The sequence below is a fragment of the Ferrovibrio sp. genome, assembly GCF_025869515.1.
Classification (GTDB): domain Bacteria; phylum Pseudomonadota; class Alphaproteobacteria; order Ferrovibrionales; family Ferrovibrionaceae; genus Ferrovibrio.
Genome location: NZ_JAOZVR010000117.1, coordinates 17,017 through 32,237, shown reverse-complemented (window position 1 = coordinate 32,237; position 15,221 = coordinate 17,017). Strand labels below are relative to the sequence as shown.

Sequence of the window (15,221 nt, the reverse complement as noted above, 5' to 3'; positions counted from 1 at the left end):
TGCATCAGGCGTCGCGGCTCTCGAAATCGATGCGCGGATCGATCAGCACATACATCAGGTCGGATACCAGGTTCACGATCAGGCCGAGCAGGGTGAAGATGAACAGCGAGCCGAACATGATCGGGTAATCGCGTTTCAGCGCTGCCTCGAACCCGAGCAGGCCGAGGCCGTCGAGCGAGAAGATCACCTCGATCAGCAGCGAGGAGGTAAACAGAATCCCGATGAAGGCGCCCGGAAAGCCGGCAATCACGATCAGCATGGCATTGCGGAAGACATGGCCATACAGCACCCGGCCTTCGCTCAGCCCCTTGGCGCGCGCGGTCAGCACATAGAGTTTGTTGATTTCTTCCATGAAGGAATTCTTGGTCAGCATCACCAGGCCGGCGAAACCGCCGATCACCATGGCGGTCACCGGCAGCACCAGATGCCAGAAGTAGTCTGTCACCTTGCCCATCAGGCTGAGTTGCGCCCAGTTGTCGGATGTCAGGCCACGGAGCGGAAACCACTGCACGAAACTGCCGCCGGCGAACAGCACCACCAGCAACACGGCAAACAGGAAGCTCGGGATGGCATAACCGACCACGATGGCGGCCGAAGTCCAGATATCGAAACGGCTGCCATCGCGCACCGCTTTGGCGATGCCGAGCGGAATCGAGATCATGTAGACCAGCAGCGTGGTCCACAGGCCGAGCGAGATCGAGACCGGCAGCTTCTCGATGATGAGCTGCGTCACCGGGCGGTCCTTGAAGTAGCTGACGCCGAAATCGAGCTGGGCATATTGTTTCAGCATGAGCCAGAGGCGCTCATGCGCCGGCTTGTCGAAGCCGAACTGTTTCTCGATCCGCTTGATGAATTCCGGGTCCAGGCCCTGGGCACCGCGATAGCGCGCGCTGGCGCCCTCGGCGGCCTGGGCGAAGGCGCCGGCGCCGGGGCCGGTCTCGCCGCCGGTGGCGCCCGAGATGCGCGCCGTGGCATCGGCTGCTGTGCCAGTGACCTGGGCGATCACCTGCTCCACCGGGCCGCCCGGCGCGAACTGCACGATGGCGAAATTGATCACCATGATGCCGAGCAGGGTCGGCAGGATCAGCAGCAGGCGGCGGAGGATATAGGCGAGCATGGCGGTCAGTGTGTCATCTCTGCCGCGGCAGGTTCAAGGCCTTGTCTTTCGCCGGATCGACCCACCAGGTATCGGTCAGGCCGACATCGTAGACCGGCTTCTGTGCCGGACGGGCGAAACGATCCCAGTAGCCCAGCTTGAAGGTGCCGCTGTACCAGTGCGGCACCACATACCAGCCCCACATCAGCACGCGGTCGAGCGCGCGGGTGGCGGCGCGCAGCTCATCACGATTGCGTGCTTTCACGATATGCTCGATCAGGTCGTCCGCCGCCGGGTCGTTCACGCCGGAGAAGTTGAAACTGCCCACCGTGGTGGCCGAGCGAGAGGCCCAGTAGTTCCGTTGCTCGATGCCCGGTGTCAGCGGCTGCACGAAGCGGCGCGACATCACGTCGTAATCGAAGCTGCGCATGCGGTTCTCGAAACTGGCGATATCCACCACGCGGATTGAGATGGTGATGCCGATGCGCTCCAGGTTGCGGGCGAAGGGATTGATGATGCGCTGGAAACTCGGCTCGTAAAGCATGAATTCCAGTTCGAAGGGCTTGCCCCTGGCATCCACCAATTTGCCGTCCCTGATCACCCAGCCGGCTGCCAGCAGCAGGGCCTGGGCCTGTTTGAGGTTGGCGCGGTTGTTGCCCGAGCCGTCGGTGCGCGGCGGCTGGAATTCCTGCGTGAAAATCTCGGGCGGGATGCGGTCGCGAAAGGGTCCGAGCAGCTCAAGCTCGGCCGCACTCGGCAGGCCGGTGGCGGCCAGGTCGGAATTCTCGAACATCGAGCGTGTGCGCTTGTAGAGGCCGTAGAACAGCGTCTTGTTGGCCCATTCGTAATCGTAGGCCAGGTTGATCGCCTGGCGCACGCGCGGATCGCTCAGATGCGGTTTGCGGCTGTTGAGGAACCAGGCCTGCACACCCGAGGGTGTCTCGTCTTTCAGCACCTCGCGCTTGATCCTGCCGGCATCGAAGGCCGGCTTGCCTTGGTAGCCGGTGGCCCAGACGCGCGCGATCACCTCTTCGCGGAAATCGTATTCGCCGGCAAAAAAGGCCTCCACCGCGATGTCGCGGTCGCGGTAGTAGTCGTCACGGAACCAGTCGAAATTATGCCGTCCGCGATTGACCGGCAGATCCCTGGCCCACCAGTCCTTCACCCGTTCGAAGACGACGCTGCGTCCGGCATCGATACGGCTGATCTTGTACGGGCCGGAACCCGGGATCGGCTCCATCGTCGGGCTGGCGAAGTCGCGCGTCGCGAACCAGGCCTTTGGCAGGATGGGCAGCAGGGCGACGGTCAGCGGCAGGTCGCGACGGCTCTCGGTTTCGGCAAAGCGGAACACCACACGCAGCCGGCTTTCGGTGGTGATGCTGTCCACATCGCGCAGCACCAGCTGATAGACTGGATGTCCGTCCCTCTTGGCGGCCTCGAAGGTGAAAACGACATCCTCGGCCGTCACCGGGGAGCCATCGCTGAAGCGGGCGCGTGGATTGATGTTGAAGGCTACCCAGCTACGGTCCGCGGCCAGCTCGGCGCTTTCGGCCAGATCGGCATAGACTGCATCCGGCTCGTCCATGCCGCGCGCCATCAGGCTCTGGAAGGCCAGGCTGAGATTGCGGGCCATCACGCCCTTGAGGATCAGCGGATTGAGATTGTCGAAGGACTCGAGCTGCCAGCTGCGCAGCTCGCCGCCCTTGGGGGCGTTGGGGTTGACGTAATCGAAATGCGTGAAGCCGGCCAGGTGCTTGAGGTCGCCGAAGGCGGACAGGCCGTGACGCGGCTGCGCCCAGGCATCAACAGGGATTGTAGCGCTGGCCAGCAGCAGGGCGGCGGTCAGGATTGCCGCAAGCTTCACGCGTCTTGCCCCTCGGTCAGATGCAGGCGATGGCGCAGATGCGCTTTCACGGTCGGCCATTCAGGCGGCAGGATGCTGAACACCACGGTGTCGCGCAACGTGCCGTTACCGGCGATCTGGTGGTTGCGCAGAATGCCATCCTGCTTGGCGCCCAGCCGCAGGATCGCCTCGCGGCTCTGGTGGTTGAAGAAATGCGTGCGGAATTCGACGGCGATGCAGTCGAGTTGCTCAAACGCATAGGTCAGCAGCATCAGCTTGCAGCGCGTGTTCAGTGCCGTGCGCTGCACACTTTTGCGATACCAGGTCGAACCGATCTCGACGCGCCGGTTGGCTGCATCCACATTCATGTAGGTGGTCATGCCCACCGGTTTGTCCTGTGCCTTGTCGATCACCGTGAAGGGCAGCATGGCGCCTTTGTCCTGCAGCCCGAGCCGCCGGTCGATCTCGGCGGTCATGCCGTCCGGCGTCGGGATCAGTGTGTACCAAAGTTTCCACAGCTCGCCGTCCTGCACGGCTTCGGCCAGCGCCGCGCGATGGTCGTGGCTCAGCGGCACCAGGGCAACGGCGCTGTCCTGCAGGGTGACGGGTTTCAGCCAGGTCATGGGATCTCTTTACTGCGGCTTGCTGGCATTGAGTTTCGCCACCTTGGCGGGATCGACCCACCAGGCCATGAAATCGACGCCATTCTTGGGGTATCTCTCCGGCTTACCGAATTTATCCCAATATGCGATGCGATCGGCATTCAGGCCGAAACTCGGCACGATGTAATGGCCCCAGGTCAGCACGCGGTCGAGTGCTCGCGTGGCGACGATCAGATCGGCGCGGCTTTGTGCCTGCACCACGGCCTCGATCAGGGCATCCACCGCCGGATCCTTGATGCCGGGCCAGTTTCGTCCGCCGGGATTGTCGGCAGCCGCGGAAGAGAAGTAACTGCGCTGCTCGTTGCCGGGGGAACTGGACTGCCCCCAGCCGGAGTAAACCACATCGTAGTCGAAGCTACGCAGCAGACGGATATACTGAGCGCTGTCGATGGCACGCATGTTGAGTTGGATGCCAAGGCGCTGCAGGCTCTGGACCCAGGGGGCGGCCATGCGCTCATAGCTGGGGTCCTGCATCAGGAACTCAAGGGTGAAGACGATACCTTTGGCATCGACCAGCTTGCCGTCCTTGATTTCCCAGCCGGCGCTCTTCAGTAATTGCGCGGCTTCGCGCAGGTTCTTGCGATCCTGGCCACTGCCATCGGATATCGGCGCCTGCCAGGCCGGACCGAAGACTTCTTTTGGCAGCTTGCTGCGAAGCGGTTCCAGTAGTTTCAGTTCTTCGGGCGATGGAGTGCCGGTGGCGGCAAATTCCGAATTGTCGAAATAACTGCTTGGCCGATAATAGGCGCTGTGGGCGAGGTTCTTGTTCACCCATTCAAAATCCCAGGCCAGCATCAGGGCGCGGCGCACCCGCACATCCTGGAATTTCTCGCGGCGGGTATTGAAGATGAAACCCAGCATGTTGCCTGGCCGGTCATGCTTGACCATCTCCTTCTTCACTAACCCCTGCTGGACGGCTGGGAAGTCGTAGAAGGTGGCCCATTCGCGCCCGCTATTCTCGCCACGGAAATCGTATTGTCCAGATTTGAAGGCCTCGCGCGCCACGGTCTGGTCACGATAGACGTCGTAGCGGATGCGATCAAAATTGTAGCGGCCCTTGTTGATCGGCAGGTCCTTGGCCCACCAGTTGTCGCGCCTCGCATAGACGACGCTGCGATTCGACTCGACGCTTTCGATGCGGTAAGGGCCCGATCCCTCCCATTTGTCCTGCGTCACCTTGTCGAAGCCGCGTTTTTCCCATTGCGCTTTCTGCAGCACCGGTAACTGGCCCATGATCTGCGGCAGTTCGCGGTTCTTCGGGCCTGAGAAATGGAATTTCACCTTGCGCGGGCCCAGCACCTCGGCCTTCTGCACATTGGCATAGTAAAGCTGGAGCATCGGCTCGCCGGCCGTCTTGATCTGCTCGAAACTCCAGGCCACATCCTCCGCCATGATCGGTTTGCCGTCGGCCCACTTGGCTTCGGCTCGCAGATTGAACACGATCCAGCTTAGATTCCCGGGTACTTCGACGGTTTCAGCGATCAAGCCGTATTCCGACAGGTCGTCGTCCGGTGTCTGCGCCATCAGCGTCTCGTAAATCATGCCGAGTCCCGGCGCCGAGTCGCCTTTCGGGATGAAGGGGTTGAGACTGTCGAAGCCGCTTGGCGTGGACAGTCGCAATTCGCCGCCCTTGGGTGCATCGGCGTTCACGTAATCGAGTTGCTTGAAGCCGGCGGCGTATTTCGGCGCATCGCCGAGCGTAAGCGCGTGACTGGTCTTGGTGTCGGAAGACTGAGTCTGGGCCCAGGACGGCTGAAAAGTGGCGGGTGTTGCAAGGGCGAGGGCGAGGAGGGCAGGCAGCAGCACAGATCGCATCAAATCGCTCCTGTAAAATCAGGCTCCGGACAGGTACTCCAGGGCAGCCCGGTGCAGCGCCGGATTTGCTGCAGCCAGAACGCGGGATCGGCCGCGCATGTCCAGCGGCCTGCCTTCCCAGTCGGTGATCACGCCGCCGGCCCCGGCCACTACCGGCCCCAGCGCGGCATAGTCATAGGGCTGCATGCGGCCATCGAGCGCCAGATCGGCGAAACCCGATGCCAGCATACCATAGCAAATGCAGTCGCCGGACATGCGATTGATGCGGCAGGCCTTTCGCAATGTCGTGAACGCCGCCAGTTCAGACTCGGTGAAGCTGTCGACATAGGTGGTCATCACCACCGCGTCCTTCAGCCCGCGATCGGCGTTGGTACGGGCGGGCTTGCCGTTGAATTCGGTCGGCCGGCCCATGGCGCCGATCCAGCGGTCGGCCATGATCGGCTGGTCGATCACGCCCAACACCGGCCGGTTCTCGAAGGTCAGGGCGATCAGGGTGCCGAAGATCGGCAGACCGGAGACGAAGCTCTTGGTGCCGTCGATGGGGTCGAGAATCCATTGCCAGGCGGCATCGGTGCGAACCGGGCCGTATTCCTCGCCGAAGATGCCATGATCGGGATAGCGCGCCTCGATCGCCTTGCGCATCGCCGCTTCGGCATTGCGGTCGGCAATCGTCACCGGCGAGGCATCGGCCTTGCTGACGACATCGATGGGCTGGCGGAAATGCGGCCGGATCTCGGCGCGGGCCAGTTCGGCCAGGTCATGCGCGAAGGCAACCAGTGCATCGGCCTGGGCAGCAAAAAGGGCCGGGGTGTCGGTCATGACAACGCTCCCGGCCCTGATTGGAAAACGCTCGGGCTCAGTTCGGCAGCGGCTTCGGGCTGTCCGACAGGCTGCGCAGATAGGCGATCAGGTCGGCGCGCTCCTTCGAGCTCTTGGCGCCGGCGAAGGCCATCTTGGTGCCGGGGGCATAGGCCTTCGGGTTCTTCAGGAAGGTGTAGAGATTCTCGTAGGTCCAGGCGCCTTCGGTCTTCTTGATCGCATCCGAATAGGCGAAGCCGGCCATATGGCCCTTCGGCGATTGCACGATGTCAAACAGGTTCGGGCCGACCTTGGCGGGGCCGCCCTTGTCCACACTGTGGCAGGCGGCGCATTTGCCGAAGGCCTTCTTGCCGGCATCGGCGCTGGCAGCGGCCAGCAGGCCGGCAACCGGCGGGTCCTGCTCTTCGGCCGCGGCCGGCGCGCCGCCCTTCGGGGCCTCCTCGGCCACCTCGATCTTGAAGGCCGGCTCGGCCAGCGTCTTCGGATGGATCAGCATGTTGCCGAACTGATTGACGCCCATGATGATCAGCAGGCAGAACAGCACCGCGCCGGCGATCTTGTTGAGCTCGAAACTATTCATTGCGTCAGACTCCCGGGACGGCATAGCTGGTCTTTAAACGGCCGGCGGGCCGCAAAGCGGCCGAAACGGCTGGAAAATCGCCGCGACATTAGCGGCTTCCCCGACCCGTTCGCAACCCGTATATATCCCGCCGGGAAGGGCCTGCGGCGGCTCGGGCTGCGGCGAAGTGCCGCACCGGGGCGGCGTGCGGCCCGGTTCCGGTCCTGCCGCCGATCTCGCTGCTATTTCAAGGCCTAAACAATGACCGCCGCGACTCCGAAAAACCCCATCGTGCTGATCCCGTCGCGGCTGGCCTCGACCCGCCTGCCGGACAAGCCGCTGGCCGACATCCATGGCCTGCCGATGATCGTGCATTGCCTGCGCCGCGCCCAGGAGGCCGGCTTCGCCCGTGTCGCCGTGGCCTGCGGCGATGCTGCCATCGCCGAAGCCGTGCGGGTCGCCGGCGGTGAGGCGGTGCTGACCGACCCGGCGCATCCCTCGGGTTCCGACCGCATCTTCGAGGCGCTGCAGAAACTCGACCCCGACGGCCGCCATGACGCCGTGATCAACCTGCAGGGCGACCTGCCCGCCATCGATCCGAAGGTAATCGCGGCCGCGCTGATCCCGCTGGCAGATGCTGCCATCGACATTGCTACGCTGGCGACGCCCATCATCGAGAGCCATGAGATCGACGACCGCAATGTGGTGAAAGCGGTACTGAGCCTGGCGCCGGGCCAGACGGTAGGCCGTGCGCTGTATTTCAGCCGCAGGCCGGTGCCGGGCGGTGAGGGGCCGCTGTGGCATCACATCGGTATCTACGCTTATCGTCGTGCCGCGCTGGAGCGCTTCGTTTCGCTCAAACCCTCGCCGCTGGAAAAGCGCGAGAGTCTCGAACAGCTGCGTGCGCTGGAAAACGGCATGAGCATCGCGGCGGCTGTCGTTGACACGCTTCCGCTCGGTGTCGATACTCCGGCCGATCTTGAGCGCATCCGCGCCGTCATGCAGCCGAAATAAACTCCAAAGAAATCGAGTCCGCCATGTCGCCTGTCGCCAGCATTGCCACGGAAGCCACCGATCCGGCGCGGATCGTGGCCTTTCAGGGTGCGCCGGGCGCCTATTCGCATCTGGCCTGCCGCGAGGCCTTGCCCGATCTGGTGCCGCTGCCCTGTGCCAGTTTCGAGGATGCCTTCGCAGCCGTGCGCGAGGGCCGTGCGGCCTGCGGCCTGATCCCGATCGAGAACTCCACCGCCGGCCGCGTCGCCGACATTCATCAGCTGCTGCCCGAGGGCGGCCTGTTCATCACGGCAGAGCACTTTCTGCGCGTGCGGCACCAGCTGCTGGCGCCCAGGGCCGCCGCGCTGAAGACAGTGAAGCGCGTATACAGTCATGTGCAGGGCCTGTCGCAGTGCCGCAAGGTGATCAAGGAACTGGGACTTGACGCGATCGTCGCCAGCGACACCGCCGGCTCGGCCAAGGATGTGTCCGAACGAAACAGCCCCGAGGAAGCCGCCATCGCCTCCTCGATTGCCGGCGAACTCTATGGCCTGCAGGTGCTGCGCGCCGACATCGAGGACAATCCCACCAACACCACGCGCTTCATCAAGCTGGAACGCCAGCGCCGCGATCCCGATCCCAAGGCAGCCAATACCCTGACCGCCATCATGTTCCGCGTGCGCAGCGTGCCGGCCGCGCTGTACAAGGCGCTGGGCGGCTTTGCCACCAACGGCGTCAACGTGGTGAAGCTGGAAAGCTATCTGTCCGACGGGTTCCAGGTGGCCGAATTCTACGCCGAGATCGAAGGCCATCCGGCGCATAAGAGCGTCGACCTGGCGCTGCAGGAACTGGAATATTTCAGCTCCTCGCTGAAGATCATCGGCGTGTTCGGCGCGCATCCCTTCCGCGCGCAGAGCTGATCGACGCTGCACAAATCTTCCAGACCGCCGCCGCCGCCGATGCTGCACTGGCGGCATGACTCCGGAACAGTTTGTCGGGCAGACCGCCGCCTTCTTCGTCTTTTCGCTGGTGGCCGCCATCACGCCGGGACCGAGCAACGTGCTGCTGGTCGCCACCGGCGCACAGGCCGGCTTCCTGCGCGGCCTGCCCTGCCTGTTCGGCGTGTCGGCCGGCATGGGGTCGATGATGTTCCTGGCCGCCTACGGCTTCGGCAGCATCGTGCTGGCGCAGCCGCAGATCCTGCTCGGTATCCGCCTCCTTGGCGCCGGCTTCCTGCTCTGGCTCGCCTGGAAGATCGCCAGCGCCCCGGTCGGTGACGGCGGCAATGCCGCCACACCGCGTCCGGCCGGTTTCCTCGGCGCCGCAGCGCTGCAATGGGTGAACCCGAAAGCCTGGCTGGTCAGCGCCGGCGCGGTCGCCACCTATCTGCCGGGTGGTGACAGCGATGCCGTTCTGCAGGCGGCGGGTTTCGCGCTGGTTTTCGTGGCGGCCGCTTTGCCGAGCGGACTGGTCTGGCTGGTCTTCGGTGCGGCGGCGCAACGCCTGCTGCGCAGCCCCGGGCGCCAGCGCGCCTTCAACATCGTGACGGGCCTGATGCTGGCCGCGTCGGTGGTCATGATTCTGCGCTAGCTGCGCGCTGCGATGAAGGCGTTGAGCGTATCGCGCAGCGTCTCGACCTCGCGCTTCAGCGCCAGCAGCTCGTCAGGGCTGCGCTGCAGCGCCTGCAGCGTCGTGGCCGGGCAGGCCGTTGCCGGCAGCTTCAGGGCCCGGCCGGCCTCGGTCAGGAAGATCTGCACCTGGCGCTCGTCGTCGGGATTGCGCACGCGCCGCACATAGCCGTTGCCCTCCAGCCGCTTCAGCAGCGGCGTCAGCGTGCTCGATTCCAGATACAGCTTCTCGCCCAGGCCGCCCACGGTCTGCCCGTCCTGCTCCCATAGCGCCAGCATCACCAGATACTGCGGATAGGTCAGGTCGAGCTGGTCCAGCAGCGGCTTGTACAGGCGATTGAAGGCGAGGCCGGCGGAATAGACGGCGAAACACAGCATGTCGCCGAGCTGCGTTTCGGCCGGTTCGGCGGCCTGGGGACGTGACGGGGCGGGCATGGGGAGTCTCCTCACCAGCTGGGAGCTGGCCTGCTCATATTATATATCACGATAGAATTTATCATACGATTTATGCATGGCTCTTATGCCAAACAAACAGTTATCATAAGAATGCTTATCGCGATAAATAATAACTGTCCGCCAGACGGACCCGGCGCCCGGACGGTGGGCCCGGTCACCCGACACACAGGAGCACGTATCATGAGCATCATTCAGCATACCCGCCAGATTCTGGCTTCCACGGCCCTGGCCGTCACCCTGTCCGGTGCGGCCGGCATCGCCCAGCCTGCCAATGCCCAGTCGGCCAATCTGGACGCGGTTACCCGCAACTTCGTCGATGCCGTCACCGCTGCCGGTGGCCCGCCGATTTACACCCTGTCGCCCGAGGCTGCCCGCAAGGTGCTGTCCGGCGCCCAGGCTGGCCCGGTGGCCAGGCAGCCCGCCGCGATCCAGGACCTCAGCCTGCCGACCGGCCCGCTCGGCAGTGTCAATGTCCGCATCGTCCGCCCTGAAGGCGTCAGCGCGCCTCTGCCGGTGGTGATGTACTTCCATGGCGGCGGCTGGATGCTCGGCGGCAAGGACACCCATGACCGCCTGATCCGCGAGATCGCCGTCGGCGCCAATGCCGCCGTTGTCTTTGTCGACTACCGCAACACGCCCGAAGTGAAGTATCCGGTGCCGAACGAGGAGGCTTATGCGGCCACCAAATATGTGGCCGAGAATGCCAGGGCGCTCAATGTCGATGCCAGCCGGCTGGCGGTAGCGGGCGACTCGGCGGGCGGCAACATGGCGGCGGCGGTGACTCTGCTGGCCAAGCAGCGCGGCGGTCCGCAGATCGGCCATCAGGTCCTGTTCTACCCGGTGACCGACGACATCTCGCAGAATGCCTCGTATACCGCTTACGGCAACGGCCCCTGGCTGACCACCAATGCGATGCATTTCTTCCTCGATGCGCATTATCCGGCCGCTGTCCGCAACGATGCGCTGGCTTTCCCGCTGAAGGCATCGGTCGAACAGCTCAAGGGTCTGCCGTCTGCCACCGTGATCGTGGCCGAGAATGACCTGCTGCGCGACGAGGGCGAAGCCTATGCCCGCAAGCTGGGTCAGGCCGGTGTCAGCGTTACCTCGACGCGCTACAACGGCGCCATTCACGACTTCGTCATGCTGAATGGTCTCGCCGACAGCCCGGCCACCCGCAGTGCCATCGCGCAGGCCAATGCGGCCCTGCGGCAGGCGTTCCGGAAGTAAGTCCGGTCGACGCTGACTGTATCGACACTGACCAAGCCGGGCCGCCTCGCGGCCCGGCTTTACTTTTGCGCCAGGCGTGACGGCACGGCATAATGCCGGCCCATGACAACGGCGACGCGCAGACAGGTTTTAGGGCAGGCAGTGGCGATGACGGCGGCGGGTCTGCTGCCGGCTTTCGGCAGCCGTGCCGTCACGCTGCCGGGCGAAACCGAGATCGTCATCGTCGGCGCCGGCCTGGCCGGGCTGACCGCGGCGCGCATGTTGCAGGAGCGCGGCCGCAGCGTGGTGGTGCTGGAAGCGCGCGACCGCATCGGCGGCCGCATCTGGACCGACACATCCTCGCTCGGCTTTGCCGTCGATCTCGGCGCCTCGCTGCTGCGCTCGGCCGACATCAATCCGCTCGCCACCGAACTGCGCAATCGCGAGGTGCGGCTGCAGCCCGACGAAGGCGATTTCTGGTTATTCGACCAGGAGCGCAGTGGCGATCCGGTGCGCGATGCCGAGATGCACGATTATGACGCGCTCGGCTTTGCCTATGACAAGCTGGATGATGCGCTGCTCGATGCCCGCGCGCTGCGCACCGATGTATCGCTGGCCAGCCGTATCAAGCTGGAGGCAGGCGGCCCTGCCGGCCGCTGGATCGATCTGGCCAAGGCGCTGGCCGGGCCGCTGCATGTCGGGGTCGAATTCTCCGCCCTGTCGGCGCTGGATGCGCCGCGGCTCGCCGGCACCGGCAACGATGCCTGGCTGCCGGGTGGTTTCGGTACCTGGCTGGCGCAATCGGCCACCGGCCTGCCGGTATTTCTCAACCGCCCGGTGGTGCGGATCGACTGGGCCGACGGCAACGGCGTTACGGTTGCCACCGCCGAAGGGCAGGTGAAGGCGGAAGCCTGTATCGTCACAGTGCCGCTCGGCCTGCTGGCGGCGAAGGATGGCATCGTCTTCCAGCCCGGGCTGCCCGAGCCGCAGCGCGAGGCCGTCGGCCGCATGACCATGGGACTGATCGACCGCATCGCGCTGCAGTATGAAGCCGGCACCTTCGATGCTCCGGCCAATACCCAGGCGCTGCTGCGTGTCAGCGGCACGCGTGCCATGAGCCTGCGGCTGAATGCGCAGGCGCTGCCCCTGGTCGTCGCCCAGGTCGGCGGCGACTATGCGCGCGATCTCGAAGGGCGCGGCGATGCGGCGATGATCGCCGCCGCGCGCAGCCAGCTGCGCGCCATGCTGGGCGAGGCGGTGGATCGCCGCTTCGTGAAGGGCGTCGCCACCCAGTGGGGCCGCGATCCCTGGAGTCGCGGTGCGGTTGCTGCCGCGAAGCCGGGCTTTGCCACCGCGCGGCGCAATGCCGGCCGCGCACTCACCAGCTTAGCCGGCCGCGCCCGCGTGCTGTTCGCCGGCGAGGCTTTCGCCCCGGTCGACTGGATCGGCTCGGCGGCCGGCGCCTGGCTCTCGGGGCGGATCGCGGCGACGGAAGCGCTGAGGGTGCTGGGCTAAAATAGCCGAACCAATTTGGTTCGCGCTTGCCGGTATCCATGTGGGAGTCCGATACTGCGCCCGGCTTTTCCCTGACAGAGAGTTCCTCCCGTGAAATTCCGCAATCTCGGTACCTCCGGCCTTCTGGTTTCCGAAGTCGGCCTCGGCTGCAACAATTTCGAAATGCGCCTCGACCTCGAAGCCTCGCGCAAGGTGATCCACAAGGCACTCGATCTCGGCATCACGCTGTTCGACACTGCCGATGTCTACGGCAACAAGGGCGGTTCAGAGACCCAGATGGGCAAGATCCTGGGCGCGCGGCGCAAGGACATCGTGCTGGCGACCAAATTCGCCATGCCGATGGACGACAGCGGCAAAAAGGTCGGCGCCTCGCGGGCCTATATCATGAAGGCGGTGGAAGACAGCCTGACCCGGCTGCAGACCGACTGGATCGATCTCTACCAGCAGCACCAGCCCGATCCGCGCACACCGATCGACGAGACGCTGCGCGCGCTGGATGACCTGATCACCCAGGGCAAGGTGCGCTATATCGGCAATTCCAATTTCACATCCTGGCAGCTCGCCGATGCCGACTGGACGGCGAAGCAGCTCGGCACGCACCGTTTCGTCTCGGCGCAGGACGAGCTCAGCCTGGTGTTCCGCAAGGCCGAGATGGAGCAGCTGCCGGCCTGCGCCCGCTTCGGTCTCGGCTTCCTGCCGTTCTTCCCGCTCGCCAGCGGGCTGCTCACGGGCAAGCACAGGGCAGGTGCGGCGGCCGAAGGCTCGCGGCTTGCCAATACCCAGCGGCTCGCCGACCGCTACATGACGCCGGCCAATCTCGCCACGCTGGAACGCCTGCGCGCCTGGTGCGACAAGCGTGGCATCGGCATGACCGAACTGGCCTTCGCCTGGCTGCTGGCCAGGCCGCAGGTCTCCAGCGTGATTGCCGGCGCCACGAAGCCTGAGCAGTTGGAGCAGAATGTGCAGGCGGGCGAAACGGTGCTGTCGGCCACGGACCTGGCCGAGGTCAATGCGCTGCTCGATCCGCTGCCCTACGCCGCCTAGTTCCGGCCCTAATAGCCACCTCGGCCGCTTTCCATGTCGGTGCGCAGGTTGCGAGCGTAGTCGCGGTAATCGACCTCCAGCGTATAGCGCGCGCTGTCCACATAGCGCCGCTTGACGCCGCGCCAGTGCTCGCGCACTTCCGACTGCATCGCCTCCTGCGTCGGCAGCGCGATTTCGCCGGTCAGCACGCCGGCCAGCCAGCGCGACTGGATTTCCACCAGCGGGATGGTGGCGCCGATCGGCTGCACCAGGCCGACGAAATACAGGCCCGGCTGGTTGAGCGCGCGCATGCGGCGATAGAGTTGCGGCGCCTCGTTGTCTTTCACCTGGAACAGCGCCGGATCGAGAAAGGGAAAGCTGGTCTTGTAGCCGGTGGCATAGATGATGGCGTCGAAATCCTCGGCGCTGCCATCGGCGAAGTGGACGCGCGCGCCATCAAGCCTGGCCACATTCGGTTTCACCCTGATCCAGCCATGGCCGATATAGGGCAGCAGTTCCTGGCTGATGGTGGCATGCTCGCGCCACATCGGATGCTTTGGCGTCGGCATCCCGTAGCGCCGCTGGTCGCCCACGGTCAGGTACATCAGTCTGTTGACGATCATGCGAGCCAGCACGGTCGGCAGTTTCAGCTTGCGTGACAGGAAGGCGCCCCAGCGGTCGGTCGGGATGCCGAGGATGTATTTCGGCATGATCCAGGCGCCACGCCGCGTGGAGAGATGCACGCTGCGCGCCCGGCGGCACAGGTCGACGGCGATATCGACCGCCGAATTGCCGATGCCGACCACCAGCACGCGCTGGTCATCGAACGGCGCGGCCGTCTTGTAGGCATGGGAATGGATCTGCATGCCGCCGAAGCTGCCGGGGAAATCCGGCAGCCGCGTGTCCCACAGATGGCCATTGGCGACGATCACGGCGCGGTAGGTCAGCGTCTCGCCGTTCTCCAGCGTCACTGTCCATTGCCCATCGGCTGCCGGTTCGACTTTCGTCACGCTGGTGCGGAAGCGGATATGCGGCCGGATGCCGAAATGGTTTGCGTATTCCTCAAGATATTGCATCACCTGCCAGTGCGAGGGGAAATCCGGCAGGTCGTCAGGCGTCGGGAAATCGGGGTATTGCAGGTTCTTGCGGCTGGTATCGATATGCAGGCTGCGATAGGCCGCCGACACGCCGTTATCGTTGTTGTAACGCCAGTTGCCGCCGATATCCGAACCCTTCTCGAAACAGTCGAAGTCCAGGCCCTTCTGCTTCAGCGCCTTGGCGGCGGCGATGCCCGAGGATCCGGCACCGATGATGCAGATTTTTCCCTCGCTCATGCCGCGTCCTTCAGATAGGCGTCGATGATGTCCGTGATGCTGCCGGTACCGGTCGAGGGCGCGTCGAAATCGACGTGATCGGCCAGCAGCAGTTCGGAAATCGGAGCAGGAGCTTCACCGGCTCCCATGAGTTGGCCCTGCCGGATCAGGACGGCAGTCAGCTTGCGGCCGGTGAATCCGGCGGCGCCGGTGATGACAACGCGCATGGTTTCTCCCCCAACGGCTCATTTAATCCGTATCGGGAGATGGCATGCAATGATGCCGTTGCGGAA

At 64.6% G+C, this 15,221-nt stretch carries 15 protein-coding genes; 6 read left to right on the top strand and 9 right to left on the bottom strand.

Annotation, left to right across the window (positions count from 1 at the left end; genetic code table 11):
- Positions 1 to 4 precede the first annotated feature (4 nt).
- The 6 genes from OJJ21_RS21455 to OJJ21_RS21430 are packed head-to-tail and all read right to left on the bottom strand — an operon-like array spanning position 5 to position 6,815.
- Positions 5 to 1,117, bottom strand: coding sequence for a microcin C ABC transporter permease YejB (locus OJJ21_RS21455; RefSeq protein ID WP_297689696.1), 1,113 nt, complete (start codon positions 1,115 to 1,117; stop codon positions 5 to 7).
- Positions 1,118 to 1,130: 13 nt separating this feature from the next.
- Positions 1,131 to 2,960, bottom strand: a complete 1,830-nt coding sequence (locus tag OJJ21_RS21450; protein ID WP_297689694.1) for an extracellular solute-binding protein — start codon at positions 2,958 to 2,960, stop codon at positions 1,131 to 1,133.
- A complete protein-coding gene (locus tag OJJ21_RS21445; RefSeq protein WP_297689692.1) occupies positions 2,957 to 3,562 on the bottom strand; it encodes a GNAT family protein in 606 nt (201 codons plus the stop codon). The genes OJJ21_RS21450 and OJJ21_RS21445 overlap by 4 nt, the downstream gene beginning before the upstream one ends.
- 9 nt (positions 3,563 to 3,571) lie before the next feature.
- Entirely contained in the window at positions 3,572 to 5,416 is a 1,845-nt protein-coding gene (locus tag OJJ21_RS21440; protein ID WP_297689690.1) for an extracellular solute-binding protein, read from the bottom strand.
- Positions 5,417 to 5,434: 18 nt separating this feature from the next.
- Positions 5,435 to 6,235 carry a histidinol-phosphatase gene (hisN, locus tag OJJ21_RS21435; RefSeq protein WP_297689688.1) on the bottom strand — a complete coding sequence of 267 codons (801 nt, stop codon included), beginning with the start codon at positions 6,233 to 6,235 and terminating at the stop codon, positions 5,435 to 5,437.
- A 37-nt stretch (positions 6,236 to 6,272) separates the two neighbouring features.
- Entirely contained in the window at positions 6,273 to 6,815 is a 543-nt protein-coding gene (locus OJJ21_RS21430; protein ID WP_297689686.1) for a cytochrome c family protein, read from the bottom strand.
- Positions 6,816 to 7,055: 240 nt separating this feature from the next.
- On the opposite strand from OJJ21_RS21430, the gene OJJ21_RS21425 reads away from it, so the two are divergent.
- The 3 genes from OJJ21_RS21425 to OJJ21_RS21415 are packed head-to-tail and all read left to right on the top strand — an operon-like array spanning position 7,056 to position 9,377.
- Positions 7,056 to 7,808: a 3-deoxy-manno-octulosonate cytidylyltransferase gene (locus OJJ21_RS21425; protein WP_297689684.1), complete on the top strand. Its 753-nt coding sequence runs from the start codon at positions 7,056 to 7,058 to the stop codon at positions 7,806 to 7,808.
- 23 nt (positions 7,809 to 7,831) lie between these two features.
- Positions 7,832 to 8,707 (top strand): prephenate dehydratase, encoded by an 876-nt coding sequence (locus OJJ21_RS21420; RefSeq protein WP_297689682.1) that lies wholly within the window; start codon positions 7,832 to 7,834, stop codon positions 8,705 to 8,707.
- Between the two features lie 55 nt (positions 8,708 to 8,762).
- Entirely contained in the window at positions 8,763 to 9,377 is a 615-nt protein-coding gene (locus tag OJJ21_RS21415; RefSeq protein WP_297689680.1) for a LysE family translocator, read from the top strand.
- Here OJJ21_RS21415 and OJJ21_RS21410 read toward each other — a convergent pair.
- The gene (locus OJJ21_RS21410) at positions 9,374 to 9,850 is read right to left on the bottom strand and encodes a MarR family transcriptional regulator (RefSeq protein ID WP_297689679.1); all 477 of its coding nucleotides are present in this window, start codon (positions 9,848 to 9,850) and stop codon (positions 9,374 to 9,376) included. The genes OJJ21_RS21415 and OJJ21_RS21410 overlap by 4 nt on opposite strands.
- 201 nt (positions 9,851 to 10,051) lie before the next feature.
- On the opposite strand from OJJ21_RS21410, the gene OJJ21_RS21405 reads away from it, so the two are divergent.
- From OJJ21_RS21405 to OJJ21_RS21395, 3 genes are all read left to right on the top strand, one after another.
- A complete protein-coding gene (locus tag OJJ21_RS21405; protein ID WP_297689678.1) occupies positions 10,052 to 11,098 on the top strand; it encodes an alpha/beta hydrolase in 1,047 nt (348 codons plus the stop codon).
- A gap of 147 nt (positions 11,099 to 11,245) precedes the next feature.
- Complete coding sequence (locus OJJ21_RS21400) at positions 11,246 to 12,592, top strand: NAD(P)/FAD-dependent oxidoreductase (protein WP_297689676.1); 1,347 nt, start codon at positions 11,246 to 11,248, stop codon at positions 12,590 to 12,592.
- Positions 12,593 to 12,682: 90 nt separating this feature from the next.
- Positions 12,683 to 13,636, top strand: coding sequence for an aldo/keto reductase (locus OJJ21_RS21395; protein ID WP_297689674.1), 954 nt, complete (start codon positions 12,683 to 12,685; stop codon positions 13,634 to 13,636).
- Between the two features lie 8 nt (positions 13,637 to 13,644).
- On the opposite strand, the gene OJJ21_RS21390 is transcribed toward OJJ21_RS21395, so the two are convergent.
- Positions 13,645 to 14,949: an NAD(P)-binding domain-containing protein gene (locus OJJ21_RS21390; protein WP_297689672.1), complete on the bottom strand. Its 1,305-nt coding sequence runs from the start codon at positions 14,947 to 14,949 to the stop codon at positions 13,645 to 13,647.
- A complete protein-coding gene (locus OJJ21_RS21385; RefSeq protein WP_297689670.1) occupies positions 14,946 to 15,155 on the bottom strand; it encodes a hypothetical protein in 210 nt (69 codons plus the stop codon). Before OJJ21_RS21385 ends, OJJ21_RS21390 begins: the two co-directional genes overlap by 4 nt.
- Positions 15,156 to 15,221 lie beyond the last annotated feature (66 nt).

Excerpts from the sequence above, each read along its gene's own strand:
- OJJ21_RS21455 (WP_297689696.1), bottom strand. The coding sequence starts at position 1,117 with ATGCTCGCCTATATCCTCCGCCGCCTGCTGCTGATCCTGCCGACCCTG.
- OJJ21_RS21445 (WP_297689692.1), bottom strand. The coding sequence starts at position 3,562 with ATGACCTGGCTGAAACCCGTCACCCTGCAGGACAGCGCCGTTGCCCTG.
- OJJ21_RS21440 (WP_297689690.1), bottom strand. The coding sequence starts at position 5,416 with ATGCGATCTGTGCTGCTGCCTGCCCTCCTCGCCCTCGCCCTTGCAACA.
- hisN (WP_297689688.1), bottom strand. The coding sequence starts at position 6,235 with ATGACCGACACCCCGGCCCTTTTTGCTGCCCAGGCCGATGCACTGGTT.
- OJJ21_RS21430 (WP_297689686.1), bottom strand. The coding sequence starts at position 6,815 with ATGAATAGTTTCGAGCTCAACAAGATCGCCGGCGCGGTGCTGTTCTGC.
- OJJ21_RS21425 (WP_297689684.1), top strand. The coding sequence starts at position 7,056 with ATGACCGCCGCGACTCCGAAAAACCCCATCGTGCTGATCCCGTCGCGG.
- OJJ21_RS21420 (WP_297689682.1), top strand. The coding sequence starts at position 7,832 with ATGTCGCCTGTCGCCAGCATTGCCACGGAAGCCACCGATCCGGCGCGG.
- OJJ21_RS21415 (WP_297689680.1), top strand. The coding sequence starts at position 8,763 with ATGACTCCGGAACAGTTTGTCGGGCAGACCGCCGCCTTCTTCGTCTTT.
- OJJ21_RS21410 (WP_297689679.1), bottom strand. The coding sequence starts at position 9,850 with ATGCCCGCCCCGTCACGTCCCCAGGCCGCCGAACCGGCCGAAACGCAG.
- OJJ21_RS21405 (WP_297689678.1), top strand. The coding sequence starts at position 10,052 with ATGAGCATCATTCAGCATACCCGCCAGATTCTGGCTTCCACGGCCCTG.
- OJJ21_RS21400 (WP_297689676.1), top strand. The coding sequence starts at position 11,246 with ATGACGGCGGCGGGTCTGCTGCCGGCTTTCGGCAGCCGTGCCGTCACG.
- OJJ21_RS21390 (WP_297689672.1), bottom strand. The coding sequence starts at position 14,949 with ATGAGCGAGGGAAAAATCTGCATCATCGGTGCCGGATCCTCGGGCATC.
- OJJ21_RS21385 (WP_297689670.1), bottom strand. The coding sequence starts at position 15,155 with ATGCGCGTTGTCATCACCGGCGCCGCCGGATTCACCGGCCGCAAGCTG.